This window comes from Chryseobacterium formosum (assembly GCF_026460885.1).
Classification (GTDB): domain Bacteria; phylum Bacteroidota; class Bacteroidia; order Flavobacteriales; family Weeksellaceae; genus Chryseobacterium; species Chryseobacterium formosus.
In genome coordinates this window covers 1-2,018 of record NZ_JAOVZW010000047.1, presented here as the reverse complement: position 1 = coordinate 2,018, position 2,018 = coordinate 1, and the positions used below count along the sequence as shown (strand labels likewise).

Annotated in this window: 1 protein-coding gene and 1 pseudogene; both read right to left on the bottom strand. The window is 42.0% G+C overall.

Annotation, left to right across the window (positions count from 1 at the left end; genetic code table 11):
* On the bottom strand, positions 1–1,556 hold a 1,556-nt coding region (locus tag OF897_RS21455; protein ID WP_267267705.1), incomplete at its 3' end, for a DUF6443 domain-containing protein.
* A 48-nt stretch (positions 1,557–1,604) separates the two neighbouring features.
* A pseudogene (locus tag OF897_RS21450) lies at positions 1,605–2,018 on the bottom strand (RHS repeat domain-containing protein); the annotation flags it as partial.

Below are 2,018 nucleotides of genomic sequence, written 5' to 3'. Positions count from 1 at the left end.
ACCTTTTTGCTTTCCAGCTGTGAGAGTTCGTTGTATTTATTCTGCGCAAGATATTCTACAGGATTGGCATCAACTTGATGGGTATGGGTAAGCAACCTGTTTTGATTGTCATAGGTAAAGTTTTCTGTAATAACTCTTTCTGTATCGGTATTCAATCTTTTATGCCTGGTTACGACCTGCTGCGGGGTTCCCGAAAAATCCAATAGAGATTCCGTTTTGGTATATCCTCCTAAATGATTTATTGAATGGGTAGCCAGAGGTCTTCCTTTTGAATCGTACCATGTATAATTTTTTGTCCAGTTGTCATCCTCAATATTTTTCACCAAACTCATCACCGGAAGACTTTTCGTGCTCACATCACTGTTTATGCTGTTGTCGGTGATGATCGGAACACTGAAAACGGTTGTTGGAAAAGCAGGGTTAAAACTGTAAGGAGCATATTTGTCATAATAGCTTATGGTTAAAAGCTTCAAATACTTTGAATCGGAAGGGTAGGCACGACCTGTATAATAAACAGTCATCCCTTCATGGGTAAAGCCGCTCGTATCATTACGGTTCATATTGTTGCTTCCTTTTAAATCGGCATCTGTCTGTTCTGTCAATCTATCTCCTCCTGTACTGATACCCGTGAAGGCCACACGTCCGAACTGATCGTATTTGGTAAAGAGCCACTGACCTTTTTCTTCAAGGTTCGAATCACGTGTTCCAACCAGACGGTCCTGCTTGTCGTACACCATAAACTCCCAACCTTTTCCGGGAAGCTTCTTTTCCACCAAACGGTTACGGCTGTCATATTTGTACTGGTAGCAAAGATTGTTTAAAGTCGTTGTATCGACAGAGTTGGCAGCCACTGCCAAAGGAGGGATAACATAAGCGAGTTGGTTGTAATCGTTATAAACGTAATAGGTATCTGCTTCTGTTGTAGCATCAAGCATTTTTCTTACCAAAAGAACCTGCCCCTGGCCATTCTTAAACTCTATGGTTTTATTGCCGTCTTCATCGGTGACCGTATTCTTGTAGAGCTGTCCTGCACCGTATGGAGTAGGAGAGAGTGTGATTATGGAATTGAAGCCGGCATAATCAAATGTTGCCACATACTTTTTTACTTCACCGTTTTCATTGGCTTCGTAACCGAACTTTACAGGTTTATTGCTCCATGCTGTACCGACCTGCTTCTGCTCAAGAACTCTGTCCAGAGGAGATGCTTCAAATTCTTTCTTTGAAAATATAATTTCTGAGCCGTAAATATCAGCTTGTGTGGCATTTGCCAAAGGGCTGCTTACAATAGCACCGTTACCTGTTCCACTTTGAGGCACAGGAAGAAAGTCCTGAGCCTGCCTGCCATACTGGTCATAGACAAAATGGGTAACAACATCCCTCCCTAGCGGAGAAGCTTTGATGTTTACTGCCTGCTTTGGTCTGCCCAACCCGTCAAGGTACTGGACACTTTCCACGCTTTTAGGGGTGGAGCCTGCAGGATCGGTTAAGTATGTTTTTGTGTAAACGTAGTTTTCATTGGTGCTTAAGTTAAGGGTTTGAGCATGGGAAAGTCCCACTACAAACAAAGCACTGATTGGAATGATTATTTTTTTCATGGTTTGGTTTTATTGTTTGTAGTTGTACTTAAACTCTTTCAGTATCTTCCCCGACGCATTATTTTCCCTGATCTCTTTCAAACGGTTGGCAGTATCATAAAGATAAACTTCCCTGATACCTGATGGAGGAGTGATACTCGTTACACCAATCAATGGATCGTAGGTGTAGGTTGTAATCTGACCTTCCTCTAATCCACTGTTTTTTCTGAAAGCATCGAGCTGCAGAAGAAGATTAGCTTCATTAGCAGGATTCAGAGCATCCTGATCTGAGGCACTTATGATGGAAGATGCCAAAGGACTGACAATGGAATAAGGATATCCTACTATCTTAGCAATAGGCTGGGTGCCATTATATCCCCAGATAATAGACGTCGTGATGCCATCCTTTGTTGTATACTGCAATAAATTACCCTTAGAATCATA